Genomic DNA, 17,248 nt, shown 5'->3' on the forward strand with positions numbered 1-17,248 from the left:
ACGTTGCTGCACCTTGTTGCAACCCGTGCTGCAGTGCGCCATGCTGCGCCCAGCGCCGCTAGAGTCTTTGCTCAATGTCCGCGATCCGCATCATCAAGAAATATCCGAACCGTCGGCTGTACGACACCGAGATCTCGAGCTACATCACCATCGAGGACGTGCGCCAGCTGATCGTCGATGGCGAGTCGTTCGAGGTGCGCGACGCCAAGACCGGCGACGACCTGACCCGGCAGGTGTTGCTGCAGATCATCACCGAGCACGAGCAGGACGGTCAGCCGATGCTGTCCACCCAGTTGCTCAGCCAGCTGATCCGCTTCTACGGCGATTCGCTGCAGGGCTTCATGGGCAACTACCTGGAACGCTCGATGCAGGTGTTCCTGGAGCAGCAACAGCAGTTCCGCCAACAGATGGGCGGGCTGATCGGGCAGACCCCGTGGTCCATGCTCAACCAGCTCACCGAGCGCAACATGGAACTCTGGAAGGACTTCCAGAAAAACCTGGTCGGCGGCGTTGGCACGTCCACGCCGCCGCGCGATCGCGGCAGCCAGAAACGCTGAGTCAGCCCTTCGCGCGCCGCGCCAGTTCGGCGCGCGCGCCGTCCCAGGCCAGGCCACGCGCCTGCAGCAGCACCAACAGGTGGTAGACAAGATCGGCCGCTTCGCCGCACAGGGCGGCATCGTCCGCAGTGACCGCGGCCAGTGCCGTTTCCACGCCTTCCTCGCCCACTTTCTGCGCGATGCGGGCGATGCCGGCATCGAACAGCTTGCGCGTGTAGCTCGCCTCCGCATCGCCGACCTTGCGTCGCGCGATGACCCTATCAAGCTCGCCCAAAACATCGGCTGGCGCATCGACGAAACAACTGACCGCACCGGTGTGGCAGGTCGGGCCCTGCGGGCGCGCCTGCACCAGCAGGGCATCGGCATCGCAATCCATCGCGACCGATACCATCGCCAGCGTGTTGCCGCTGGTTTCGCCCTTGACCCATAGGCGCTGCTTGCTTCGACTGAAGAACGTGACCTGCCCGCTTTCCAACGTGACCGCCAGCGATGCGCGCGACATGTAGCCCAGCATCAGCACGCGCAGGTTGGCCGCGTCCTGCACGATGGCTGGCAGCAGGCCGCCCTGCTTGTCCCAATCCAGGGATTCGATATCGAAGTCAGCCACGGCGCACCTCGATGCCGTTGTCGTGGAGCACGGATTTGAGCGCGGGAATCGCCACCGTGCCGGAGTGGAACACGCTTGCGGCCAGCGTGGCATCCACGTCGGCATCGCGGAAGGCGTCCACGAAATGCTGTGGAGTTCCCGCACCGCCGGAGGCCACCAGCGGCACTTGGCACATCGCACGTACGGCGCGCAGCTGTTCGATGTCGTAGCCATTGCGCACGCCGTCGCTGCCCATGCAATTGAGCACGATTTCGCCGGCGCCGCGTTGCTGCGCCTCAAGCACCCAATCCAGCGTGCGGCGTGCATGCACCTGTATTTTGTCCGGGTCGCCTGTGTGGCTCCGCACGCGCCACTGCCCGTCGTCGTCGAGCAGTGAATCGATGCCGACCACGACGCATTGATTGCCGAAGGCTTCGGCCAACTCCCCGATGAGTTCCGGCCGTTGCAATGCCGGCGTGTTCACCGACACCTTGTCCGCGCCGGCATGCAGCACCGCGCGCGCGCGCGCGACACTGTCGATGCCGCCGGCCACGCAAAATGGAATGTCAAGCAGGTCGGAGACGCGCTTCACCCACGACACATCGACCACGCGTGCCTGCGGACTGGCCGCGATGTCGTAGAACACCAGCTCGTCGGCGCCTTCGTCGCGATAGCGCAGCGCAAGTTCCTCGATCACGCCCATGTCGACGTGGTCGCGGAAGCGCACGCCCTTGACCACGCGTCCGTCGCGCACGTCCAGGCAGGGAATGATGCGGCGGCTCAGCATGCGGCGTCCTGCGGCAATACATCCGTCAACGCGAAGCGTCCTTCCAGCAAGGCGCGGCCGAGCACGATGCCGGCGCAACCAGCGTCGCGTGCGGCCTCCACGTCCGCCGCCTCGCGCACGCCACCCGATGCCTGCACGGCAAAGGCAGGCCAGAGCTTGGTAATGCGCCGATACAACTCGATATTCGGGCCGTTCAACATGCCGTCGCGGGCGATGTCGGTGCACAGTAGGTGCCTGGCGCCCGCTCTCGCGTAATGCGCTAGCGACACGTCAAGCTCGATGCCGCTGCCCTGCGTCCAACCGTGCACGGGCAAGCGCCACACGCCATCGTCGTCACGGCGCGTGTCCAAGGCGACCGCGATGCGCTCCGCTCCAAAGCGCTCCAACCAGCCTGCGACCTGCTGCGGCTCCTTCACCGCCAGCGAGCCGACCACGACGCGCGCGGCACCGGCATCGAGGATGCGCTGCGTGTCGGCCGTACTGCGCACGCCGCCACCGGTCTGCACCTGCAGGCGTCCGTCCTGCGCGATCGCGCGTAGCAACGGCAGCAAGGTGTAACCGCCATCGCGCGCTGCATCCAGGTCCACCAGGTGCAGGAACGAAGCGCCGGCATCGGCATAGGCCATGGCCTGTGCTAAAGGATCGGCGGCATAACGCGTCTCGCGTGCGTAATCGCCCTGCGCCAAACGCACGACTCGACCCTCGCGCACGTCGATGGCGGGATAGACGGTGAAGCTCATGCCGGCTGCCACGCCAGGAAATTCTGCAGGAAGCGTGCACCAACCACTCCGGAACGTTCCGGATGGAATTGCGCGCCGGCGATGTTCGCGCGCGCGACCGCCGCCGCGAACGCGCCGCCGTGTTCGGCTTCGAGGATGGCATCGCTGCTGCCGGTCACGCCGTAGCTGTGCACGAAATACGCCTGCGCGCCGTCCTCGATGCCATCCAGCAACGGCGATGCGGCGCGCTTTCCGAGCTGGTTCCAGCCCATATGCGGCAGACGCGCACCTGCCGAAGCCGGCAGTTTGCGGACTTCACCGCGCAGCAGGCCCAGCCCGGCGACATCGCCTTCCTCACTGTGCTCGAACAGCACCTGCATGCCGATGCAGATGCCGAGCAAGGGCTTGCTCGATGCGCGCAACACGGCATCGATACCGGAATCGAGCAGGTTTCGCATCACCGGCGAAGCCGCACCTACACCCGGCAATACCAACCGCTCAGCCACGGCGATACGCGCCGGATCGCAGCTCACTTCCGGCTCGATACCCAGCCGCGCGAACGCCCCGCGTACTGAACCGAGGTTGGCACCACCGGCATCGATGATCACGACGCCACTCACAGCACGCCCTTGCTGCTGGGCAAGGCATCGCCCTCGCGCCGCAGCGCGATGCGCAACGCGCGCGCCACCGCCTTGAAGCAGGCTTCGACCTGGTGGTGGGCGTTGTCGCCGCGCACGGCAAGGTGCAGGGTGATGCCGGCGGACTGGCACAGCGAGTGGAAGAAGTGCGGTACCAGTTCGGTCGGCAAGTCGCCCACTTGTTCGCGTGCGAACGCACCTTCGAAGGCGAAGTACGGCCGCCCGGAAAGATCGAGCGTCGCGCTGGCCTGCGACTCGTCCATCGGCAGCACGAAGCCGTAGCGGGCGATGCCGCGCTTGTTGCCCAAGGCCTCGCGCAGCGCCTGGCCCAGCGCCAGCGCGCAGTCCTCGACGGTGTGGTGCTCGTCGATGTGCAGGTCGCCGGCACAGCGCAGGCGCAGTCCAAAACCGCCGTGGGTGCCAAGCTGCTCCAGCATGTGGTCGAAGAAACCGAGCCCAGTGGCGATGTCCGGCTTCGCGGAACTGTCCAAGTCGATCTCGACTTCGATATCGGTTTCGTTCGTCTTGCGCCGCACAGTCGCGGTGCGCGGTGTGTCCACCAGCGCGTGTGCGATGTCCGCCCAAGCCACGCCCTCGCCGAACTGCGGGCTGCGTAGCTTGAAACCGCGGATGCCGAGGTTCTCGGCAAAACGGATATCGGTATCGCGGTCGCCCACCATCGCGCTGCGCGTCCAGTCGATGCCGCGATCCTTCAGCAGATGCGTGACAAGGCCAGTATTCGGTTTTCGTGTCGGTGCGTTGTCGCGCTCGTAGCTGGTGTCGATCAGGATGTCGCGAAACGTGATGCCCTGGCTCCCGAAGATTTGCAGCATCAACGCATGTGGGCCGTCGAACGCCGCCTGCGGGAAGGCGTCCGTCCCCAGGCCATCCTGGTTGGTCACGATCACGAACTGCCAGCCGGCATCGCGCAGGCGCAACAGCGCCGGGATCACGCCATCGACGAAGCGCAGCTTCTCGTAGGCATCGATCTGGAAATCGTCGGGCTCGGCGATCAGGGTGCCGTCGCGGTCCACGAACAGGATGGGTACAGGCGCGCTCATGCCGCTACCCTCGCCTGCGTCAGCAAGGCCAACACGCGCCTGTTCTGCTCCGGCGTGCCAATGCTGACCCGCAACGCATCTTCCAATCCCGGGGTTGCGCGCATGTCGCGCACCACCACGCCGGCAGCGAGCAAGGCATCGAATGCCGCTTGTGCATCGTCGAAACGCACCAACAGGAAATTGCCCTGCGACGGATAGACGCGACGGACGCCAAGAGTGCGCTGCAAGCCGTCCCGAAAAGCGTCTCGTTCCATCCGCAGCTGGGTGGTCGCTGCACGGGTGCGCGCGACCGCTTCCGGTGCGAGCGCTGCCAATGCGGCCTGCACGGCAGGCTGGGCAAGCGGGTACGGTGCCTGGCAGCGTTTCAGCATGTCGATCAGTTCCGGCGCGGCCAACACGCTGCCGATGCGAGCACCGGCCAGCGCATGCGCTTTGGAAAGCGTGCGCAGGATGACGAGGTTTTCGTGCGCTGCAAGCAGAGCGGTACTGGCGTCGTTATCAGCAAACTCCGCATAGGCCGCGTCCACCACCACCAGCGCTCGTCCGCGCAAGCGTTCGGCCAAGCGGGCGATACCGGAATCGGCAATCGCCTCGCCAGTCGGGTTACCCGGGTTGCAGATAAAGACCAGCGGCGCGTTGCGACTGAGCGCCGTAGCCGCCATGCCATCGAGATCGCAACGCCAGCCGTTGTCCGAGTCGCGTGCCGGCACTTCAATCGTGCGGACACCATGGAGTTTCGCGCAGACCGCATACATGCCGAATACCGGCGGCGCGATCACGATGGCGCCGCGCCCCGGCGCACAGAACGCGCGCAGCAACAGGTCGATACCTTCGTCGCTGCCTCGGGTGGCCAGCACTTGCGCGCTGTCCACGCCATACAACGCCGCCAGCGCATCGCGCAGCGCCTGCGGCTGCGGATCCGGATAGCGACGCATCGCGCCTTCGGCATCGCCCGATGATGCGAACGGCGATTCGTTGGCATTCAGCCACACCGTGCCTTGCACGGACTCGCTTCGTGCCGAGCGATAACCGGTGAAATCGCGCAAGTCGTCGCGCAGCAGCATCCGCGCCGTGTTCATGCCGGCACAGCCAACCGCAGTTGCACAGCGCGCGCATGCGCATGCAGGCCTTCGGCTTCCGCCAGCGTCACCGCGCAGGGGCCGATGCTGCCGATCCCGGCACGACTGGCTGTCTGCACGGTCAGCGACTTCATGAAGCTGGAGACCGACAACCCGCTCCACGCACGCGCCGCACCGCCGGTGGGCAACACATGGTTGCTGCCGGAGCAGTAATCGCCGAGCGATTCAGGCGTCCAGTCGCCCATGAACACGGTGCCAGCGTTGCGTACATCGACAAGCCAGGCACGTGGATCGCGCACGCTGAGGATCAGGTGCTCGGGTGCGTAGTCGTTGCTGAGGGCGATCGCCTGCGCGATGTCGGCCACGCGGATCAGGCGCGAGTGTTCCAGCGCGCGGCGGGCAATCTCGGCACGTGGCAGCGTGATGAGCTGGCGTTCGACTTCCGCTGCAGTCGCGTCCAGCACGGCATCGTCATCGCTGAGCAGGATCACCTGCGAATCCGGGCCGTGCTCGGCCTGCGACAACAGGTCGGCGGCGATGAAGACGGGATTCGCGCCGCTGTCCGCGATCACCAGCACTTCGGACGGACCAGCCGGCATGTCGATGGCCGGGCCGTTAGGACGTTCCGCGGCCTGCCGCTTGGCTTCGTCAACATAGGCATTGCCGGGACCGAACAGCTTTTCGCAGCGCGGTACGCTGGCCGTGCCGAAGCTCATCGCCGCGATGGCTTGCGCACCGCCAAGCTTGAAGATGCGCGCGTTCGGCGCGAACTGCGCGGCGACCAGCACTGCCGGATCGGCGCTGCCGTCACGACGCGGCGGCGTGCACAGCACGATCTCATCGCAGCCTGCGAGTTGCGCAGGGATCGCCAGCATCAACGCAGTCGAGGGCAGCGGCGCACTGCCGGCCGGCACATACAGACCGACCGGGCTGATCGGCCGCAGCACGCGCTCGCAGCGCACGCCCGGCGCTGTATCCAGCGCGTACGCCTGCGGCATGCCGGCGCGGTGGAAGGCTTCGATCCGCGATGCGGCTTCATCGATGGCGGCGCGCAATTCAGGACTGACGGCATCGAGCGCGGCGCGACGCTCGTCGGCATCGACTTCGAACGCGTCCAGGCGCACGCCATCGTAATGTTCGGTGAGCACACGCAGGGCCACGTCGCCGCGCGCGGCAACATCGGCCATCACTTCCTCGACGCGTCCGCGAACGCCAGCAGCCAGCGAGCGTGTCGGCCGGGTCAGCAATTGCGCCTGCGTTGCCTCGTCAAGCGCATTCCAATCGACGCGCTTCATGCCAGCATCCTCTCGACCGGCAGCACCATCAGTCCGCGCGCGCCGGCACGCTTCAATTCTTCCAATCGCTGCCAGGTGACCACGCCGTGGCAGAGCGCCTGCATCGCCAGCATGTTGTCGCCATCCATCGGATAGCTGGTCGGTGGTTCCGCGTCCGGCAGCAGGCGCAATACGTCGGCCACCGCATCGCGCGGGGCCTGGAACATCAGCAGCTTGCTGTCGCGGATGCGCAGCACGCCATCGATCCGGCGCAGCAGCATCTGCGCGGTCTCGGCCAGCAACGGATCGAGTTCGGCCACCGGTCCGGCCAGCACCGCCTCGCTTTGCAGCAGGTCGCAGACAGGCTTCAACTGGTTCGCCACGAGCGTAGCGCCGCTGGAAACGAGATCGCAGACCACATCGGCCTGACCCAGGCGCGGCGCGATTTCGACCGAGCCATTCAACACCACGACATCCGCATCCACACCCTGCCCGCGCAACCATGCGCGGGTGATCGCCGGATACGAGGTCGCGATGCGCTTGCCTTGCAGCTGTGCCGCGCCTTGCCAATCCCACTCGTTCGGCACCGCCAGCGACAAGCGGCAGCCTCCGAAACCGAGCGCGCGCCATTCGCGGAAGTTCGCCGGCGTTGCGGACTCTCCTCGTTCATTGGACTGTTCGGCCAGCACATTGCGGCCGACGATGCCAAGATCGCACAGACCACTGTCGATCAGGCCGGGGATATCGTCGTCGCGCACCAGTAGCAGGTCGACCGGCGCGTTGTCGCCGTAGCAGAACAACTTGTCGGGACTTTCACGCCAAGCCAGGCCGCAGCTGCCCAGCAGCGCGCGCGCCGGCTCGCTGAGGCGGCCGTTCTTCTGGATCGCGATGCGCAATCGGTCGCGCCCGGTTGGCGCGGGTTTCGGGCTCATTGGGGCGGCCTTAGTGCGAGGAAGGTTGGGCGGCAAGCGCGGCAGCGTAACCGCCACTGCCCTGGTCGAGGGTGCGGGCGACGCGGCCGATGGTGGTGACGCTGACCCCGGTCTTGTCGTGGATGTTCCGGTAGGGCTCACCCGCAACGATGTGCGGCACCACCTTCCAGCGGTCACAGATGGCCTCCAGTTCTGCCGGCGTGCACAGGTCCTGCAGGAAGGCCGCAACCTGCTTCGGATCGTCCAGCGCAGCGAGTGCAAGCGCTAAAACACGGAAATCCGCATCGGATTGGCGTTTGGGCGGGTTATGGGGCCGGCTTTTCATTGCAAATTGTTTGATTAATGTATTAACGCATTAACACATTAATCGAGAATGCTGCGCCGCGTCAACCACCTTGGCGCGGGTTGGACTGAAGGATGGAATGCACTGCAGTACCAGCCACAAACGAAGAACGGGCCTTGCGGCCCGTTCCTTCGTGGATCAGCCAGGTGCTGCTCAGTTGGTCGCAGCGCCGGCCCCGCCCTGCCCGCAATATTTCTGACGGAACGCCAACGCCTTCGGCATCAGCGCTTGCAGGTGCTCCATGCGCGTGCCGGCGCTGGGGTGGGTGGAGGAAAATTCCGGTGGATTGTTGCCGCCCGACATCTGGTCCATGCGCTGCCACAGTGGAATGGCCTCCTGGGGGTTGAAGCAGGCCGCCGCGGCCAGCATCAGGCCCAGTTCGTCCGCCTGCGATTCCTGGCTGCGCGCATACGGCAAGGCGCTGCCGTAGCCGTAGGCGGACATCACGGTTTGCATGGTGCCGGCATCCATGCCGCTGGCCGCCCCTGCCATCTGCCCGAGTTGCTCCAGCTTGCCGCGGCTCATGCGTTGCGCGCCATGGCGCAGCAGGGCATGGCTGATTTCATGCCCCATCACCACCGCCATCGCATCGGCGTTCTGCGCCACCGGCACCAGGCCGGTGTAGACCGCCATCTTGCCGCCGGGCAGGCAAAACGCATTGGCCTGTTCGGAATTCAGCACGGCCACATCCCAATCGAAAGTTTTCTCGACGTGGTTGGCTTGCAAGCCATGTTCGGCGGCGACGTCGTCGGTGACCTGTGGCACCTTGGCGATCAGGCGCTGGGCGATGCCGCGCACCTGCTGGGCGATCTGCGAGTTCGGATCGACCGGTTGTTCCTTCTGCAGGATTTCCTCGAAGGCCTGCAGGCCCATCGCCTTTTCGTCATCGGGCGAGATGCTCTTGTCGATCAGCACCTTCTCGCCGGTCAGCGGATCCGTGGTGCGGTTGGAGAAATAGTAGTACGCGGCATAGCCGGCGAACAGCACCAGGATCAGCAAGCGTGGATTGAAACCGCGACGGCGCGGTTGCTGCTCGTACTGCTGGTTGCCGAATGGGTCCTGGTTCATCGCCTGCTCCTGTGTGGCTTGCGCGGAACGCCGCGCGCGGAATTCACGTGGATACTACAACTGCCTGACCAGCCTGAAACCGACCCGTGCATTGGTGACGTCGGTACCGCCTGCAGCGCGCCAGGCCGACCGATCCTGCGCCGGCGCACTGGCCCAGGAACCGCCACGGTACATACGGTTGCGACAACCAGGGTTCACCCATGCAGAGCCGTTCGCCGGGGCGCGTCGATACCCTTCGTGCCAGCAATCGGCGATCCATTCGCTCACATTGCCGGCCACGTCGTGAAGACCGTATGCATTCGCCGCGAAACTGCCCACTGGCGCCGGCCCCCACCAGCCATCGCCGTAGCCGGCGAAGGCATTGCTCCACGACAACCCGCGCGGCGAACGATCCAGCGCACCAGTCAGGTTGTCGGTGTCAGGCGGTGGCGCATCCTCACCCCACGGAAAGCGGCTACTGCCGCCGGCGCGCAAGGCGTATTCGAACTCGGCCTCGCTGGGCAAGCGGTAATGCGCACCGGTCTGCTCCGACAGCCAGGCCGCGTAGGCCTCGGCATCGCGGGCCGTCACATGGATCACCGGCATGTTCGCAGCGGCGGGTTGGCCATCGTAGCCGGAGCGCCAGTCGATGCCGCTGCCGCGCACGAAATTGCCGCTGCGCACGTCGTAGGCCATTGAATGCCCGCGCTGGGTAGCGCGCGGTTCGTAGCCGGTCGCAGTCACGAAGCGGGCGAACTCGCCAACCGCGACCTCCATGCGTGACATCGCGAAACCGCGTTCCAGACGCACCACGTGTTGCGGTTGCTCTGCCGGCGTGGCGCCCGGCTCGCCTACCGGCGCGCCCATGCCGAATGCACCATGCGGCACCACCACCAGCACCGGCCCACGGCTGCCGTCTCGCAGGCCATCGGTGAACACTTGGCCGGGGCGGAACAGACCGTAGTGGCTGACCAGGTCGATGCGCTGGCGCAGTTCGATGCTGGCCGGATTGCCAGGTGCTGCGATGCGCAGCATCTCGGCCAGCCGCTTGCGGGCGATATCCAGGCCATCGCCATCACCAAGCGCGATCAGGCCTTCATCGCGAAGCCGGCGCACCCGATCCGCGCGCAATACCTCGATGCGATTGCGAGCGGCCGGGATCGTGTCCGGATGGTGGCGGACGTTTTCGGCATGCGCCAACCACCTGCCCGCCACATCGAAATCACCTTGCTGCGCAGCGGTTTCCGCACGCCGGATCAGGCCGCTTTCGACCGCTGCGACGCCCTGCATCGCCCGTGCCTGGCCCGGTCGCAATTCCAGTGCCGCGCGAAATGCCACCAAAGCGCCGCCGCCGTCTTCGCCTAGCTGGTTCTCGGCCAGAAACGCCTCACCGCGCGCATTGCGATCCCACGCCTGTTCGCTGCGGTCCACCCGCGAAAGATAGGCCACGACCTCCGGCTGTCGCGGCCAGAGCTTGCGCAGCACCGCGCCACGGCGTTGCGCCGCACGCAAGGCGTCGATGTCGTCGTCGCCCATCGCCAGCGCGGCATCGCCCTGCTCGATCAAGGCCGTACGTGCCGTTCCCAGCGATTGCGCGATGCCCGGATCATCCGGCTGCAATGCCTGCAGCGCGAACAGCAGCGGGATCGCCGAATCGGCGGTCTCGAACAGGTCGCCATCGGCCATCGCGCGTTTCGCCCTGGCTCGTGCGGCGGCCGCGCCGTCGGCCTGCAACGGCACCCCCGGCAGCGACCAGCTCAACACCTGCGCAAGCTCATCGCCGCCACTGATGCTCACGCTGCCGGTGCGTTCGGGTGCGTCCGCTTTTGTCGCCTGTGCCGACGCCTGCGGCTTGCAGGCCGAAAGTGCAATCGATGCGACGATGATCAGGGGCCAAGCTGCGCGCAAACCGCACTCCATGTGGCGAATGGGCGGGCCTAGGTTAAGCCATCCCCGCCGCCGCCCGCATAATGGGCGCATGACACAGTGGATCGACAGCCCCGACGCGCTGCGTGCGCGCATCGCCAACCCACCCGAAAGCATCGGGCTGGATACCGAATTCATCCGCGAGCGCACCTACTGGCCGCAACTGGCGTTGGTGCAGATCGCGCTGGGTGAAGCCGAAGACGACATCCTGCTGGTCGACCCGCTGGTACCGGGCATGTGCGACGCATTGGCGCCATTGCTGGCCAACCCGTCGGTGCTGAAGATCATGCACAGCGCCAGCGAAGATCTGGTGGCGTTCAAGCATGCCTGCGGCGTACTGCCGGCGCCGATGTTCGACACCCAGATCGCAGCGGCGCTGGCCAGCGTCGGCGGCGGCATGGGGTACCAGAAACTGGTGCAGGCGATCACCGGGGTGGCGCTGGCCAAGGGCGAGACCCGCTCCGACTGGTTGCGCCGGCCATTGTCCGCATCTCAACTCGAGTACGCCGCGGATGACGTGCGCCACCTGCATGCCTTGCACCGGCATCTCGACGCGACACTCGCCACGCAAAACCGTACTGGGTGGCTGCAGGAGGATTGCGCGCGCCTGCTGGCCACGGTAGCCGACGACCAGGGCGAACGCTGGCCGCATCTCTCGCTGCGCAGCGCGCAGTTCCTCGATCGTGACGGGCAACTGCGCTTGTTGCGCCTGCTACGCTGGCGCGAAACCTACGCACGTCGCAGCGACCGCCCGCGCAGCTGGATCCTGGACAACGAACTGGCGTTCGCCCTCGCGCGCGCGGCGCGCGCGGCGCATGCCGACGTACAGGCGATCCTCGACGCCACTCCGAAAGCGCCGCGCAGCCTGGGCGGGGCGATGTTCGAGGCGATCTCCACCCCGCTGGCGGATGAGGCCGAGGCGCCGGTTGCACGTGGCGACGACCGCGACAAGAAGCAGTTGCGCGCATTGCAGGAAGCCGTGGCCGCGGCGGCGGCGGAACTCGGCCTGCCCGAGGGCCTGTTGGCTTCACGCCGCCTGCTGGAAGCCTTGCAGGATGGTGGTGGCTGGACTGGCCCACTGGCAGGCTGGCGGCGCTGCATCCTGCAGCCGCGCCTGACGCCCCTGCTCACGGCTGGCGACCCGGCGGCGGCATCCGTATAATCCGGGGCGTTGTCTTCGTGGGGCGGTAGCTCAGCTGGGAGAGCGCCACGTTCGCATCGTGGAGGTCAGGGGTTCGATCCCCCTCCGCTCCACCACGATTTCAAGGCCGGCCTTGCGCCGGCTTTGTTTTTTCCGTGGTCACTGCACCGGCACGTCGTACAGCAGACCGGGCGTGGGTTCGGGCTGGAAGGTGTAGTGCCACCATTCCATCGGATAGTTGCGGAAGCCTTGCGCAGTCATCGCCTCGCGCAATCGGTGGCGATTGAGGCGCTGCGACTCGCTGGCGTCCGGCGAATCGGTATTGGCGATGGTGCCGAAGAAGTCGAAATCGGTGCCCATGTCCAGCGGCCGGCAATCGGCGTCTGCCGCATTGCATTGCAACAACGTGAGATCGACTGTCGCACCGCGGCTGTGGCCGGAGACCGGCGCGATGTACTCGCCCAACAGCTGCGGCTTGTCGAAGCCAGGGTAATGCGCGGGCTTGGTCTTCACATCCGCGGAATCGGCGGCCCAGCGCATGAAGTGCGCGACCGCGCGTGCCGGGCGATAGCAATCGTAGAGGCGCAGGCGCTGATGACGCGCGCGCAGATCGTGCTCGACGCGCGCCAATGCCTCGGCGACCTCACGCTTGAGGTAGCAACGCGGCGCGTTGTAGCCATCAACCGGCACGCCGACGAAGTTGTCGCTGCCGAAATACTTGATGTCCTGCGCGATGTCCGGCACCAGGCTGCGGATGTCGACCATGTCCGCTTCCTGCATGGTCGCTGCCGGCGAAAGCACCGACCCCGGTTGCTTCGCGGTGCTGGTGCAGCCGATGGCCGCAAGCAGCAGCGCCGCCAGCACCAATGGCCACCTAGCCACAACCACCTACCCGCACGAAGGCAAGATCTTCGTAGTCCGAACTGAAATCGCCGTCTGGGTTGAGCTTGGCCATGCGCAACTGGCGCGAATCGCCTGTGCCACCGAAATCCAGCCAGGCGTTTTCGTCCACTGCGATATCGTCCCAGCGCAGCAGGTAACGGCCGTCAAGCTCGCCGATCTTGCCGTGCATCTTCGGCGACTTCAGCGAACGCCATTCGACGCCATCTCCCGCCGCGCATACGCGCACGTCGCCGAACCACGGATCTCGCCACGTGCCGAGCCATTCGCGTAGCTGCGATGCCGTGACCGGCTTGCGCGCGGCGATGTCCGGCAGTTTCGGCTTCACCACCGGAGCCGTCGTCACGGACGGCTTGTCGAGTTCATCGGCATAACCGGTCACGCCCAAAGACTTTTCCGGCGCGGTGAACATCTTGAGCAACACCTCGCCCAGCACGCTGCGCGCGCGGTCACCATCGCCGTTGGTCATCAGCACGAAGCCTGACCTGCGGTCCGGCACCAGCATCATCATCGAGTACATGCCGCCCAGCGTGCCGGTGTGCGAGACCGTCCACGCGCCATCCGCATCGGCCAATCGAAACCCGTAGGCATAGGCGTAGTAATGGGTATCGTCCCAGCGCTTGCGCTGCGACGAGATCGGCATCGGCGTGCGCGCCTTCCACATCTGCGCGCGTTGCGCATCGCCAAGCCACGCCATCTGCACATCGTTCGGAACCAACCAGTTACTGGCCCAGACCAGCATGTCGTCCAGGGTGCAGCGAATGCCGCCGGCCGGCGCCGAGACGATCGCCGGCACGGTGTCGCCGTCGCGGCGCATGGGCAGGTTGCGGCCACCCTCGCGCGTGTGCGGCTGCGCCACGCTGCCGGCATCGGCCAACCGGAATTCACCGACGCGGCAGCCATCAAGCCCCAGCGGGACGAATAGTTCGCGGCGTACCAGCTCCTCGTACGACGCACCGCCCGCGGCGGCGGCCACCTGCCCCGCCACCACGTACAGCAGGTTGTCGTAGGCATAACCGGAACGGAAGCCGTAGGCCGGCTTGATGTGCTTCAAGCCGCGCACGATGTCGTCGCGGGTGAACAGGTTCGGTTCGGGCCACAGCATCAAGTCGCCGCCGCCTTCGGGTAGACCGCTGTTGTGCACCAGCAAGTCGCTCACGGTCATGTGCCGGGTGACCCATGGGTCGTGCATCGCGAACTGCGGCACGTGCTTCACCACAGGATCGTCCCAGCGCAGTTTGCCTTGTTGCACCAGCCGCGCCAACACCGCGGAGGTCATCGCCTTGCTGTTGGAGGCGATCTTGAACAGCGTCTTCGTGGTCACCGTATCGCCGGAACCCGCGACAGTTTCGCCATAGCCGCGCGCGTACACCACCTTGCCATCCTCGATCACACCAACGGCGATGCCGGGCAGCTGGTAACGATCGACGGTGGCGCGCACCGCGGCATCGATGGCGGCAGGCGTCGGCCCGAATGCCGGCTCTTTCGCCTGCACCATGGGCGCGAAAGCAACCGCAAGTGCGAGCAATGCATGCGATGCTGCGTGGTTCATGCGGGTTTCCAGTTATTGGCCAGTTGTTCGCCTGCGATCATCTCATCGAAGTACCATCGGCATCATGACGCGTCAGGGTAAACGGAACGACATGGCCGAGAAGCGATACCGGCGGGGTGCACTTCTCGCCTTGGGCGTCCTTGCGATGGCACTCGCCCTAGCCACACTCCCCGGTACCGCGCGCGACCTGGACAGGACGAGCGTGCTGCCCGCCAGCGGGGTAATCGGCGTTGAGGATGCGTATTTTTCGCCCGATTTCTGGATCGCCCGCCTGCGCGAGCCGGATGCCGTGCTGATGGATCGCGCGACGATCGATGCACGCAACGCGCGCCTGCTGCGCGAAGACGATTCGATGCATGACCTTGCGGCGTTGCCGTCGGCACTTGACCGCGCGCAAGTGGTCGGATGGATAAATGACCTCGCATCGCGGCCTGTAAAGGCCTTGTGGGATGAAGCCGGCAATCCGGTATCGAAAACTGCACTCGATGCCATCATCGCCAACCGCGCCATGGATGCGATTCCCGCCAACCAGGCCACGCGCTATGGCATGACGGTCAAGCGCGCCGCACTGCGCACTTTCCCCACGGCACTGCGGGTCTTCAGCAGCCAGGGCGACACCGACATCGACCGCTTCCAGGAAAGCGCGCTGTTCCCGGGTGACCCGGTGCTCATCGCGCATGCCAGCACCGACGGACAATGGCTGTTCGTGGTGAGCCCACGCTATGCCGCCTGGGTAGACGCCAAGACCATCGCCGAAGGCGACCTGGCCAGCGTGCTCGGCTATGGCGCGCGTGCGCCTTATCGCGTGATCACCGGCGCCAAACCGCGCACCGTGTTCACCCGCGAGGAGCCGCAACTGTCCGAGCTGCAGCTGGACATGGGGCTGCGCATTCCACTGGCCGGCGTGGCGCTGGACAAGTCGGTCAATGGCCAGCATCCGTACACGTCGTGGATCCTCGACCTGCCGTTGCGTGGCAACGATGGCCGCCTCGGCTTCGCCCCCGCGCTGCTGCAGAAGAATGCCGACAGCGCCGCCGATTACCTGCCGCTGACCCGCGCCAACTTGATCCGCCAATCCTTCGAGTTCCTCGGCGAACGCTACGGCTGGGGACATTCGTACAACGGCCGCGACTGCAGCGGTTTCGTGTCCGAGGTCTATCGCAGCATGGGCGTGCAGCTGCCGCGCAATACCAGCGACCAAGCGGTCAGTCCGGTCTTCGCGCGCACCCATTTCGAACCTCGCGATTCGCGCGAAACGCGCATGACTGCAGTCGAAGCGCTGGACGTCGGCGACCTGATCTATATCCCGGGGCACGTGATGATGTACATCGGCCGCATCGACGGCAGGCCCTACGTGATCCACGACACCAATGGCGGCAGCGTGCTCGACACCAACGGCGCCTTGTATTCGATGCACCTGAACGCCGTGTCGCTGACACCGCTGCTGCCCCTGCGATTCGACAAGGAACACGATTACGTCGACCGCATCACCAACATCGTCCGGGTGACTCGCGCGCAATGAAGATCACCGCCGTCCGCTTCGGCATGCTGCGCGCGCCACTGAGGACGCCGTTCAAGACCGCCTTGCGCACGGTGGAACAGGTGGAGGACGTGGTTTTCATGATCGACACCGACAGCGACCATGTCGGCTACGGCAGCGCACCGGCCACGGAAGCCATCACCGGCGACACCCATTCCTCCATCGTGGCTGCATTGCGCAACCATATCGCCCCGCGCCTGCTAGGCCAGGACATCGCCGATCTCGACCACGTCACCGCCCTGATCCAGGGCGCCGTCGCCGGGAACGGCAATGCGAAGGCCGCGGCCGAGATTGCAGCGCATGATCTTTGGGGGCAATTGCATGGCGAACCCTTGTACAAACTGCTGGGTGGCGGCACGCCCCGGCTGACCACCGACATCACCATCAGCGTGGATACCATCGACAAGATGGTGGCGGATGCCATCGATGCGGTGGAACGCGGCTTCGTTGCGCTGAAGGTCAAGCTGGGCAAGGATGCCGACGAGGACATCGCGCGCTGCAAAGCGATCCATTCCGCCGTATCCAACCACGCGCTACTACGGCTGGACGCCAACCAGGGCTGGACGGCAACGCAGGCCGTGCATGTGCTGCGCACGCTGGAAGCCGCGGGAATCGAACCGGAACTGATCGAACAACCGGTCAAGGCGAACGACCTGACCGGGCTGAAATACGTCTGCGAGCACGTGCACACGCCGGTGATGGCGGACGAAAGCGTGTTCGATGCCGAGCAAGCGCTGCGATTGATCGACATGCGGGCAGCCGACATCGTCAACATCAAACTGATGAAGGCCGGCGGCATTTCCCCTGCCCTGCAAATCGCCGATGTATGCGAACGGCACGAAACGGAGTGCATGATCGGCTGCATGCTGGAATCCAGCATCGGCGTGTCCGCCGCCGTGCACCTGGCAGTGGCGCGCTCTACCGTGATCCGCAAGGTGGACCTGGACGTCCCGATGCTGTGCCACTTCGATCCGGTGCACGGCAACGTGCGCTTCGACGGAGCCGCGATCGAAATCGACGATGCCCCGGGACTCGGCATTCGTAGCATCGAAGGATTGCAACCGCTGCCGCCGCATCTTGCCTGATAGCCGCCGCTCGGTGACCGCCAACCTGCGCTGGTGCATGCTTGCCGGTATCTTCATGCCTCAGTTTCCTGGAGCCATACG

At 65.7% G+C, this 17,248-nt stretch carries 17 protein-coding genes and 1 tRNA gene; 5 read left to right on the forward strand and 13 right to left on the reverse strand.

Features of this window, described 5'->3' with window-relative positions:
• Positions 1–74 precede the first annotated feature (74 nt).
• On the forward strand, positions 75–557 hold the full coding sequence (gene phaR / locus G7079_RS09410) for a polyhydroxyalkanoate synthesis repressor PhaR (RefSeq protein WP_166057065.1): 483 nt from the start codon (positions 75–77) through the stop codon (positions 555–557).
• 1 nt (position 558) lies between these two features.
• Here phaR and hisIE read toward each other — a convergent pair whose 3' ends face one another.
• From hisIE to G7079_RS09465, 11 genes are all read right to left on the reverse strand, one after another.
• Complete coding sequence (hisIE, locus tag G7079_RS09415) at positions 559–1,164, reverse strand: bifunctional phosphoribosyl-AMP cyclohydrolase/phosphoribosyl-ATP diphosphatase HisIE (RefSeq protein WP_240906155.1); 606 nt, start codon at positions 1,162–1,164, stop codon at positions 559–561.
• On the reverse strand, positions 1,157–1,930 hold the full coding sequence (hisF, locus tag G7079_RS09420; RefSeq protein WP_166057067.1) for an imidazole glycerol phosphate synthase subunit HisF: 774 nt from the start codon (positions 1,928–1,930) through the stop codon (positions 1,157–1,159). Before hisF ends, hisIE begins: the two co-directional genes overlap by 8 nt.
• Complete coding sequence (hisA, locus tag G7079_RS09425) at positions 1,924–2,670, reverse strand: 1-(5-phosphoribosyl)-5-[(5-phosphoribosylamino)methylideneamino]imidazole-4-carboxamide isomerase (protein ID WP_166057068.1); 747 nt, start codon at positions 2,668–2,670, stop codon at positions 1,924–1,926. Before hisA ends, hisF begins: the two co-directional genes overlap by 7 nt.
• The gene (gene hisH / locus G7079_RS09430) at positions 2,667–3,269 is read right to left on the reverse strand and encodes an imidazole glycerol phosphate synthase subunit HisH (RefSeq protein ID WP_166057069.1); all 603 of its coding nucleotides are present in this window, start codon (positions 3,267–3,269) and stop codon (positions 2,667–2,669) included. Before hisH ends, hisA begins: the two co-directional genes overlap by 4 nt.
• Positions 3,266–4,348 (reverse strand): bifunctional histidinol-phosphatase/imidazoleglycerol-phosphate dehydratase HisB, encoded by a 1,083-nt coding sequence (hisB, locus tag G7079_RS09435; protein ID WP_166057070.1) that lies wholly within the window; start codon positions 4,346–4,348, stop codon positions 3,266–3,268. The genes hisH and hisB overlap by 4 nt, the downstream gene beginning before the upstream one ends.
• Positions 4,345–5,427, reverse strand: a complete 1,083-nt coding sequence (gene hisC, locus G7079_RS09440; protein ID WP_166057071.1) for a histidinol-phosphate transaminase — start codon at positions 5,425–5,427, stop codon at positions 4,345–4,347. Before hisC ends, hisB begins: the two co-directional genes overlap by 4 nt.
• Positions 5,424–6,722, reverse strand: coding sequence for a histidinol dehydrogenase (gene hisD, locus G7079_RS09445; protein WP_166057072.1), 1,299 nt, complete (start codon positions 6,720–6,722; stop codon positions 5,424–5,426). Before hisD ends, hisC begins: the two co-directional genes overlap by 4 nt.
• Positions 6,719–7,633, reverse strand: a complete 915-nt coding sequence (gene hisG, locus G7079_RS09450; protein WP_166057073.1) for an ATP phosphoribosyltransferase — start codon at positions 7,631–7,633, stop codon at positions 6,719–6,721. Before hisG ends, hisD begins: the two co-directional genes overlap by 4 nt.
• Positions 7,634–7,643: 10 nt before the next feature.
• A complete protein-coding gene (locus G7079_RS09455; RefSeq protein WP_166057074.1) occupies positions 7,644–7,958 on the reverse strand; it encodes a YerC/YecD family TrpR-related protein in 315 nt (104 codons plus the stop codon).
• Positions 7,959–8,129: 171 nt separating this feature from the next.
• Positions 8,130–9,044 carry a M48 family metallopeptidase gene (locus tag G7079_RS09460; RefSeq protein ID WP_166057075.1) on the reverse strand — a complete coding sequence of 305 codons (915 nt, stop codon included), beginning with the start codon at positions 9,042–9,044 and terminating at the stop codon, positions 8,130–8,132.
• A 54-nt stretch (positions 9,045–9,098) separates the two neighbouring features.
• On the reverse strand, positions 9,099–10,931 hold the full coding sequence (locus tag G7079_RS09465; RefSeq protein WP_240906156.1) for a formylglycine-generating enzyme family protein: 1,833 nt from the start codon (positions 10,929–10,931) through the stop codon (positions 9,099–9,101).
• 70 nt (positions 10,932–11,001) lie between these two features.
• On the opposite strand from G7079_RS09465, the gene rnd reads away from it, so the two are divergent.
• Together rnd and G7079_RS09475 are read left to right on the forward strand one after the other, a co-directional pair.
• Positions 11,002–12,111 (forward strand): ribonuclease D, encoded by a 1,110-nt coding sequence (gene rnd / locus G7079_RS09470; RefSeq protein WP_166057077.1) that lies wholly within the window; start codon positions 11,002–11,004, stop codon positions 12,109–12,111.
• Between the two features lie 19 nt (positions 12,112–12,130).
• Positions 12,131–12,206 (forward strand) — tRNA-Ala (locus G7079_RS09475).
• Positions 12,207–12,249: 43 nt separating this feature from the next.
• Here G7079_RS09475 and G7079_RS09480 read toward each other — a convergent pair.
• Both G7079_RS09480 and G7079_RS09485 read right to left on the reverse strand, forming a co-directional pair.
• Positions 12,250–12,954 carry a M15 family metallopeptidase gene (locus G7079_RS09480; protein ID WP_240906157.1) on the reverse strand — a complete coding sequence of 235 codons (705 nt, stop codon included), beginning with the start codon at positions 12,952–12,954 and terminating at the stop codon, positions 12,250–12,252.
• Positions 12,955–12,964: 10 nt separating this feature from the next.
• Entirely contained in the window at positions 12,965–14,542 is a 1,578-nt protein-coding gene (locus G7079_RS09485; protein WP_240906158.1) for a serine hydrolase, read from the reverse strand.
• A 145-nt stretch (positions 14,543–14,687) separates the two neighbouring features.
• Between G7079_RS09485 and G7079_RS09490 the strand changes: the two genes are divergently transcribed.
• A complete protein-coding gene (locus G7079_RS09490) occupies positions 14,688–16,064 on the forward strand; it encodes an SH3 domain-containing protein (RefSeq protein ID WP_240906159.1) in 1,377 nt (458 codons plus the stop codon).
• Entirely contained in the window at positions 16,061–17,167 is a 1,107-nt protein-coding gene (locus G7079_RS09495) for a dipeptide epimerase (protein ID WP_166057079.1), read from the forward strand. The genes G7079_RS09490 and G7079_RS09495 overlap by 4 nt, the downstream gene beginning before the upstream one ends.
• The last annotated feature ends 81 nt before the right edge of the window (positions 17,168–17,248 follow it).

It is taken from the genome of Thermomonas sp. HDW16 (assembly GCF_011302915.1).
Classification (GTDB): Bacteria; Pseudomonadota; Gammaproteobacteria; order Xanthomonadales; family Xanthomonadaceae; genus Thermomonas.

Bases quoted from the DNA above. Each gene is read 5' to 3' on its own strand.
- G7079_RS09485 (WP_240906158.1), bottom strand. From the start codon at position 14,542: ATGAACCACGCAGCATCGCATGCATTGCTCGCACTTGCGGTTGCTTTC.
- G7079_RS09460 (WP_166057075.1), bottom strand. From the start codon at position 9,044: ATGAACCAGGACCCATTCGGCAACCAGCAGTACGAGCAGCAACCGCGC.
- hisB (WP_166057070.1), bottom strand. From the start codon at position 4,348: ATGAGCGCGCCTGTACCCATCCTGTTCGTGGACCGCGACGGCACCCTG.
- hisF (WP_166057067.1), bottom strand. From the start codon at position 1,930: ATGCTGAGCCGCCGCATCATTCCCTGCCTGGACGTGCGCGACGGACGC.
- G7079_RS09490 (WP_240906159.1), top strand. From the start codon at position 14,688: ATGGCACTCGCCCTAGCCACACTCCCCGGTACCGCGCGCGACCTGGAC.
- hisC (WP_166057071.1), bottom strand. From the start codon at position 5,427: ATGAACACGGCGCGGATGCTGCTGCGCGACGACTTGCGCGATTTCACC.
- phaR (WP_166057065.1), top strand. From the start codon at position 75: ATGTCCGCGATCCGCATCATCAAGAAATATCCGAACCGTCGGCTGTAC.
- rnd (WP_166057077.1), top strand. From the start codon at position 11,002: ATGACACAGTGGATCGACAGCCCCGACGCGCTGCGTGCGCGCATCGCC.
- G7079_RS09455 (WP_166057074.1), bottom strand. From the start codon at position 7,958: ATGAAAAGCCGGCCCCATAACCCGCCCAAACGCCAATCCGATGCGGAT.
- G7079_RS09495 (WP_166057079.1), top strand. From the start codon at position 16,061: ATGAAGATCACCGCCGTCCGCTTCGGCATGCTGCGCGCGCCACTGAGG.
- hisG (WP_166057073.1), bottom strand. From the start codon at position 7,633: ATGAGCCCGAAACCCGCGCCAACCGGGCGCGACCGATTGCGCATCGCG.
- hisD (WP_166057072.1), bottom strand. From the start codon at position 6,722: ATGAAGCGCGTCGATTGGAATGCGCTTGACGAGGCAACGCAGGCGCAA.
- hisA (WP_166057068.1), bottom strand. From the start codon at position 2,670: ATGAGCTTCACCGTCTATCCCGCCATCGACGTGCGCGAGGGTCGAGTC.